This window comes from Microbulbifer discodermiae (assembly GCF_040742695.1).
Classification (GTDB): Bacteria; Pseudomonadota; Gammaproteobacteria; order Pseudomonadales; family Cellvibrionaceae; genus Microbulbifer.
The window spans coordinates 143,233-150,303 of record NZ_JBFLAB010000004.1 but is presented as its reverse complement, the minus strand read 5'-3'; the positions used below and the strand labels follow the sequence as shown (position 1 = coordinate 150,303).

6 protein-coding genes are annotated in these 7,071 nt (G+C 45.3%); 3 read left to right on the top strand and 3 right to left on the bottom strand.

Going from position 1 to position 7,071, the window contains the following annotated elements:
- Positions 1–207 precede the first annotated feature (207 nt).
- Positions 208–639: a retropepsin-like aspartic protease family protein gene (locus AB1S50_RS02680; RefSeq protein WP_367148844.1), complete on the top strand. Its 432-nt coding sequence runs from the start codon at positions 208–210 to the stop codon at positions 637–639.
- Positions 640–855: 216 nt separating this feature from the next.
- Here AB1S50_RS02680 and AB1S50_RS02675 read toward each other — a convergent pair whose 3' ends face one another.
- Together AB1S50_RS02675 and AB1S50_RS02670 are read right to left on the bottom strand one after the other, a co-directional pair.
- Positions 856–1,923 (bottom strand): lipase family protein, encoded by a 1,068-nt coding sequence (locus AB1S50_RS02675; protein WP_367148843.1) that lies wholly within the window; start codon positions 1,921–1,923, stop codon positions 856–858.
- Between the two features lie 459 nt (positions 1,924–2,382).
- Positions 2,383–3,375, bottom strand: coding sequence for an MBL fold metallo-hydrolase (locus AB1S50_RS02670; protein WP_367148842.1), 993 nt, complete (start codon positions 3,373–3,375; stop codon positions 2,383–2,385).
- A gap of 506 nt (positions 3,376–3,881) precedes the next feature.
- Here AB1S50_RS02670 and AB1S50_RS02665 point away from each other — a divergent pair.
- Together AB1S50_RS02665 and AB1S50_RS02660 are read left to right on the top strand one after the other, a co-directional pair.
- Positions 3,882–4,709, top strand: coding sequence for a DUF5694 domain-containing protein (locus AB1S50_RS02665; protein WP_367148841.1), 828 nt, complete (start codon positions 3,882–3,884; stop codon positions 4,707–4,709).
- A gap of 488 nt (positions 4,710–5,197) precedes the next feature.
- Positions 5,198–5,614 carry a hypothetical protein gene (locus tag AB1S50_RS02660; RefSeq protein WP_367148840.1) on the top strand — a complete coding sequence of 139 codons (417 nt, stop codon included), beginning with the start codon at positions 5,198–5,200 and terminating at the stop codon, positions 5,612–5,614.
- 217 nt (positions 5,615–5,831) lie between these two features.
- On the opposite strand, the gene AB1S50_RS02655 is transcribed toward AB1S50_RS02660, so the two are convergent.
- On the bottom strand, positions 5,832–6,857 hold the full coding sequence (locus AB1S50_RS02655) for an isoaspartyl peptidase/L-asparaginase family protein (protein WP_367148839.1): 1,026 nt from the start codon (positions 6,855–6,857) through the stop codon (positions 5,832–5,834).
- Between the last annotated feature and the right edge of the window lie 214 nt (positions 6,858–7,071).

Sequence of the window (7,071 nt, the reverse complement as noted above, 5' to 3'; positions counted from 1 at the left end):
CTGAGATAGCCCTGCTACCGAAATATGGATGTTCCGGCAAAATCGACGACGCCTAAGTCGTTGATTTTGGGCGAAAAGTGAAAATCACATTTTTCGCTTTTCGTGTTTTGAAACAGGCAGGATACCTTTTTCAACAACCTGCTAAATGATTACCCCCGTTCGCTGGAATTGCTGGATTACCTTCTTGGTGATCTTGCATGGGGTAAAGTGGCGCAGCAGCTAAAAACTAAGATTTTCAATAAATTGAAAGCTAAAGAGGGAATAGCTCTTAGAAAAGTGAATGGTCATTTCATTGCTTCCGGCGTTCTTGGGGGCCGCCATAAGGTAGAATTATTGATTGATACTGGAGCAACGCTTTCAGTTATATCTAGCCAGTTTTTTCAGCAGTTAAATGCTAATTATCAACCCGAATTTCTCAGTAAAACTGTAATGAATACAGCCAATGGGCAAGTGGTCGTACCTGTCTATCGTTTTGATCAATTTTCTATTGATGGTAGAGTCATAAATGATATTGAATTTGCAGTCATGAGTTTGCCGGGGGTGGAAGAATCACAAGGTTTATTAGGTATGAATTATTTGAAAAACTTTCGTTTTAATATTGATCAGGAGAATAGTTTGTTATTTTTGGATTTAAAGTAAAGGCTCTAAGAAACGGTTCAGTGTTCTATCTCTATTCCCAGATCTTGCTTATGAGCTGCTGAGCATTGTATTGGAAGAGGGCTTTACAGGTATTGGTGTGAGGCAGAGGAGTGCTCTACCATGGCTGCGTGATGACGACTAGTAGTCCAGATTTGAATCGACCGAACACCCTCTAAAAAGATCCGTAACCGTTAAATCAAATCTGAACTACTGCAATTAAAGCCTACTAGCTTTATAGTGCCTGTCATCCTCAGGTGTTCTGGTGTACTCGCCTTGATCTTGGACAAGTCTGAAATCTTTATTCATTAATGTCCTTACTCTTGAATCGCTCGTTGATGCTGACAGGCCGTCTTCACCAGAATCTTTTAGATCGGTTGGGGAAAACGCATGGCTCCATAGGTAATGCCACTTAGCAGCGATGTGTTTTTCGGTCTGCTGCCATGCCCAAAAGTACCATGGTTTTAGTTCAACAAACGCGACTTTGTTAAGGAGCCCTATGTTTTCACCCCCTATGAATATCGTACTTGTTGCTGCAGAAGATCGGTATGCATCGATAGCAATATTATTCGCTTTTAGTTTATCAACAATATCTCTTGTTACTTCGCCTGGCCAGCGATCATTTAGGTATGATTTAGCGCCATTGGAATGAAATGGATCAAGTAGTGAAACTCGGTCTGGTAATAAATTGCTATTAATTGAATTTGCATTAACGCTATCGGTTAAGTCTTCTGTCACAGTAAGTGCCATCTGGCTTCCCAGTGAATGGCCTGCTATCACAAATCTTGAACCACTAAAAGAGCTCATTACTGAGGCTATTTCATCCGACATAAGCTCACTCATTGAGCTCGATGTTGAGTAATTTTGATAAATTCCACTCGATAGCAGATATCTCATATTCTTGGGGCCATTGGATACCCAAATTTTAGCTTCTGCATATTTTAGTTCTAACTCATCAGCAAATTGGTTCCAGTAGAATATTCCTACATTGTATCCTTCATTTAGCCAGCTAACGGCAGTATCGACATTAGGGCCACCATAGTCACCACCGTAAAAAGTCTCACGGTAGTTGTCTACAGTGGTGCCAGGTTGCCAGCCGTGTACATAAATTAAAGTGGGTTTGGTGGGATCATAATGGCTGGAACAACTGCCGGAAGAGGCTTTACAGTAATTATTGTTATAACTAAACCAGTACAGGCCAAAGTCGAGTTGTGAAAAGATTGAGCTAGGAAAAGCAAAGGCAAAGCTACTGAGTAGTGTTAAAAATAAAGCATATATAAAGCGCATTGCTGCCTCCAATTATTGATTTATTTTTATTAAATGGCGAATTTATTTTAAGTTTGTAATTTATGGTTTGAACCGCGGAAATACTATTAACCCTGCCCACAAAAGTTTGATTAAGCATGAACTTTTGTGTATTGAGTTAACCATATAACCGTATCGTATTGCTTTGTCGACTACAAGTAAGTATGGTGCCTCACTAGAAGGCGCTTGAATGCATTACCTGGCGCCTTATTAAACAAGTTTCAGTATTTTAAGGGGCTGGCCAAAAAGCAGTCTGCATGTATTAATAGTGAGTAGTAAAATGGATATTTTTTGGTAAAGTGCAGCAGAAGTGACGAAAAGAAGTCCTAAAGCAGTCGATTCGTCCATCTGGATTACCATCCGATATAAATATAAACAAACGGATTGATTCGATTCCCTCATAGTTGAAGAATCGAAGCAATCCGAAGTCTGTCTGTCAGATCAAATAAACATTTTTAAAATGGAGCTTATGATTTTTTGAAAATTACTTAATGGAGATACAATAAATTGCTCCGTATTGATTTCCCTTTTTTTGGCATTTTCCATCGTCAGGAGTTCATGCAATAACCGCAGTTGTTCTACGGATAAGGCCAGCCCTGTTTCGTTCGGCTGGTAGGTGCTACCGACGGGATAAATCTCTCCAGGAGTTTTTGACATTTCGATATGTCCACCCAGAACAGCGGATATGTTGTGATTTTGGCTGAATTCCACCAGTCGCTTTATACTTTCTAAGTATTTTTTCCAGCTTCTCACATAAAGTCGTCCGGGATACAGGGTATCCCCTGTCAATAACCACTGGGTTTTGGAATCATAGATTGCTATGCTTTGTTCCTGATGCCCCGGGCTTGGTATAATCGTAAGTATTCGTCCGCCAAGGTCAATTTCCCGGGTTATATTCGGCCAATTTCCAGGTCCAATGAATTTATTCATAGCTGGACCATTGGCTTCAATCAGCTCTACATTTGGTTGATTTGTAAACTGGCTATCTGCTGCCATATGGTCGCGGTGGCCGTGAGAGTGCATGACCAATATGTTTAAAGGCTCTAAATTCTCTTCCAGGCGGTAATTTTCAGCCAGATCCATTATGGTCTGATACAGCGGAAAAGCCTGCGGATCACTTGTTGCACCTGTATCCAATACCAATACTGTTTTGTTCCCAAAGAGAACGTATATGAATGGGGCTTCATAATGGGTGCATTTACTTTGACGTAATATAAAACTCTCAGTATCAAATTTGAATTGATCGATAGCGGGGCCTTGGTAGTCGATACAATCACTGGCGCCGTGAATCCACTGCTTGTTATTGATCCGTTCAATCGTTTGATTGATTGGTTTATTGGTGTTGTCGCCTGTTGTCGGTGTTTCATTGATCTGGGCGAATAGCGGAAAAGATATGCACATGCATCCTATAATAAACAGTATATGTGTTTTCATGCTGATTTCCCTGCAATTCTGGTTTTTGATAGCGGCTTCGAATATGGTTGTTCCTGCCTTCTTGGTTTCCAAAAGCTTGTTTACAAAAGACGTCCGGCAGCTCTGAATAGAGTCATTGTGAATATTATCGGATTCCCTGTCGGAGTCAATTTGGTGGTTGATTCTTAAGGGGGTATATGCGAGGGCTGATATTTCCAGCGAAAAGAGTGTGAATTTGGTCAATTAAGTGGGGTTTACAATCTTTCTGGAAGACTTTAAAATCCAGATTGGTACTAAGGTACCGATTTTTAGTGTTTCTTTTTGGCAGAAGGTGCCAAACTCTATTTGTCATTGTACTGATTCATGGAGTCAGGGCTCCAGAGGTGTCTTTCAAGGGAAGCTCTCTTAGTAGGTGGTGAGACTCAATAAAAATTATATACAGCAACTGCATCCAAAAATTCTTTTGATGCGTCTTACTCTGGATCGGCAGTTGCCGTTCCCAGTCGATAAAAAGCAGGAACTTAACGATGGAAGTCATAACTAGAATTCTTATTGGTACCCTTATGCTGTCTGTCAGTGTCGCCAGTTGGGGCGGTGAAGAAGATAAGAATGATGCCAAAGTGAGCCGCGCAGCCGAGGTCATGTTGTTTGGGGTATTCCACTTTGCCAACCCCGGGCAGGATGTCGTAAAGTCGGAAGTAATTGATGTTTCGACAGCCGAAAATCAACAATACCTTGAAAGTCTGACGGAAAGGCTCGCCAAGCAGTCTCCCACTCATGTCATGCTTGAATGTGATCCCGAGCAGCAGGAACAGTTTGACCAGTTATTTGGTTCCTATCTCAATGGCGAGCACAAACTCGGCATCAACGAAAATCAGCAGCTGGGTTTTCGTATTGCCTCCAAGGCAGGTCTGGAGGGCGTAATTTGTTATGACGAACGGAATGTACACTGGAACGGAACAGAGTTGATGGAGTATATGAGTGAAAAAGCTCCAGAACGGGGAAAACTTTTTCAGGAAAAAATTCAGAAATTCAGCGAGATTTCGGCCTATCGACATAAGAATTTTTCACTTCAGCGTATGCTGAGGCAGGACAATGATCTGTCCCAGGATCGTGAGAATATGAATCTCTATCTAATGACCAATGATATTGGTGCAGGTGATGGTTTTGCCGGCGCTGCGTCTTCTGTCAGTTGGTGGCACCGTAATTTTCGTATGTACGCCAATATTCAGGCGATTGCCCAGCCGGGCACCCGAGTTATCGCTATCGCCGGTAGTGGTCATACGGCCATTTTGAAAACCCTTTTGGCCACTGATCTCGAGCGCAAAGCCTGGGATGTGAACGACTATCTCTGAGGGATTGGCGGATCCTTTGTCGTACTATTGCTCTTCTTTTGAATCCCGCTCAGTTATTAAGCCGGCGACTGAATAAGTTGCCGGGTTAATAGGTTGCAAGGATGTTCCATTTCCGCACGAAGACCGGCGCAAACCCTTGGAAAGCAAGCTATTTCGGGTAATTGTCCAGGCCTTCAAGACCGCTAACTCAGTGGGTGAGGGGTCATCTATTGAATTGACGGCTTAGCATCTCAGAAGAAAGATTTAAGCGACAAGCAAGAGTATTAAGATATGGACTGTTTGAGCTTAAGTTCCCGGTGATCGCGCTTTGTGGATAAATGGAAAGTTTTTCTGGCTATTTCAGAATTTTTCTAATTCTGCTGTTGTATATATTCAGTTTGTGTCTCCACTATTTTTATTGTGTTTGTGAAATAAACAGGGGTGGGGCATTGAGTTATTTTGGCTGCAACTTCCACTAAATCTACCAAGGCGAATAAGGAACTTGTAAAATGAATAAAATTAAACAATCGTTATGTGCAGTGCTTCTGTTATCTCTTTCAATCAGCGGGATCAGTAATGCGCAGGAGGTGCGCGACTCCAATAGCGCGGAGGTACTTGGTGCGGGGAGTCCGTTGATGGAGTGTTTTGTTGATACTGCATTGTACGATGAGTACGCAACGCCCATCTGCTGGGGGTTGGAAACGCGACCGGACAGATTGACAACCAATGCTAACTTCCGAATTAGGAATGTGCCCTCTGATTTCACCATATTGTGGTCGGATGACAGATGTTCTTCCGATAGAAACGTCTGTATTTTGAGAATCCGGGTTTACAGGCCTATCACACTGGAGGCTGTTGTCCTCGATAACAGCAATGGTACTTTCACTTCTGTTTCCGCGACAGCTTTTTATGAAACAGATCAATGATGCCCCTTTTGCTGTCGGCTCGGGTATTTTGTTGGCTGTGAGCGTTACGGCAAGCTGGTAGGTTGCTAGCCTGTTTCTCTACCATCTGCTGGTGGGCCACCAGGGTGGCCGGGCCATCAACAAGTCTCGCGGAAATTACTTGATGGCCCTATTAATGGTCAAGAGTATAAGGTTATTAACCCGGCTACTAAATAAGTTGCCGGGTTAATAATATGTTCTACTGATCGCGAAAGATGGCGATTTCGACCGGTTGAGTATTGCTGCGGCTGGCGCGGTACATGCCGGGGGTGTTGAAGGTCAGTGCCATGTTGCCCTTGCGATCCAGAACGACAACCCCGCCGGTGCCGCCTGCTGCGGTGAGTACCTGGTTGATGACCTGGTTCGCGGCACTGGCCACGGACTGTTGCTGATACTCTACCCGGGCACAGATATCCGCTGCGACGTTAAAGCGGATGAAATACTCGCCATGGCCGGTGGCGGACACGGCACAGGAACGGTTGTCGGCAAAGGTGCCGGCACCGATCACTGGTGAATCGCCGATACGGCCGTAGCACTTGGCGGTCATCCCGCCGGTGGAGGTGCCGGCGGCGAGATTGCCACGCTTATCCAGTGCTACTGCGCCTACGGTGCCGGTCTTGAACGACTGGGGCAATTGTTGCACGGCTGCGCGATAGTCCTTGTCGGCTTCCTGTTCCCGTCGCAGCTTTTCTTTGGCTTTGCGCAGTTGCTGCAGACGCTCGTTGGTGTCGAATGACTTATTGTCAACCATGGGTACCCCGCGGGAGCGGGCAAATGCCTCAGCGCCTTCCCCCGCCAGCATAACGAAGGGTGAATCCTCCATCACCATGCGCGCCAGGTTGATGGGATTTTGGACTTGCTTGACCCCTGCAACCGCCCCTGCTGCTCGTGTACTGCCGTCCATAATAGAGGCGTCCAGTTCATGTTCGGCGTCGAAGGTATAGACTGCACCCTTGCCGGCATTGAACAGGGGTGAATCCTCCAGAATATTGATTGCGGTGACCACCGCATCCAGGCTGCTGCCACCTTGCTCGAGCACTGCGTAACCCCGGTCGAGCGCCTCGCCCAGCTTATCCCGGTAGGCTTTTTCACGCTCAGGGCTCATTTTGTCCCTCTCGATGGTGCCGGCACCACCGTGGATGGCCAGTGCTATGGGTCCTTGATCGGCAAATGCACTGCCGCTTAACACCAGAAAGATGGCTGCAAGCATCAGGGATTTCTTCATGATTCCGCCCCGGTAGAAGACATTAGTTAGGGCCTATTATGAGCCCGACAATCCAATCGGTCACCCCGGTTTCCTCGAATGGCAATGCTGAGGCATTGCGCGACAGCTTTAGCCTCCACCAGGCTCGCCCTGCGAAGCCTTGCGTCGATGCGATGCAGCTGTTTGAAAGGCAGCCAACGTTCCTGCGCCTGACTGGCGAACTTGATGAAAGCCT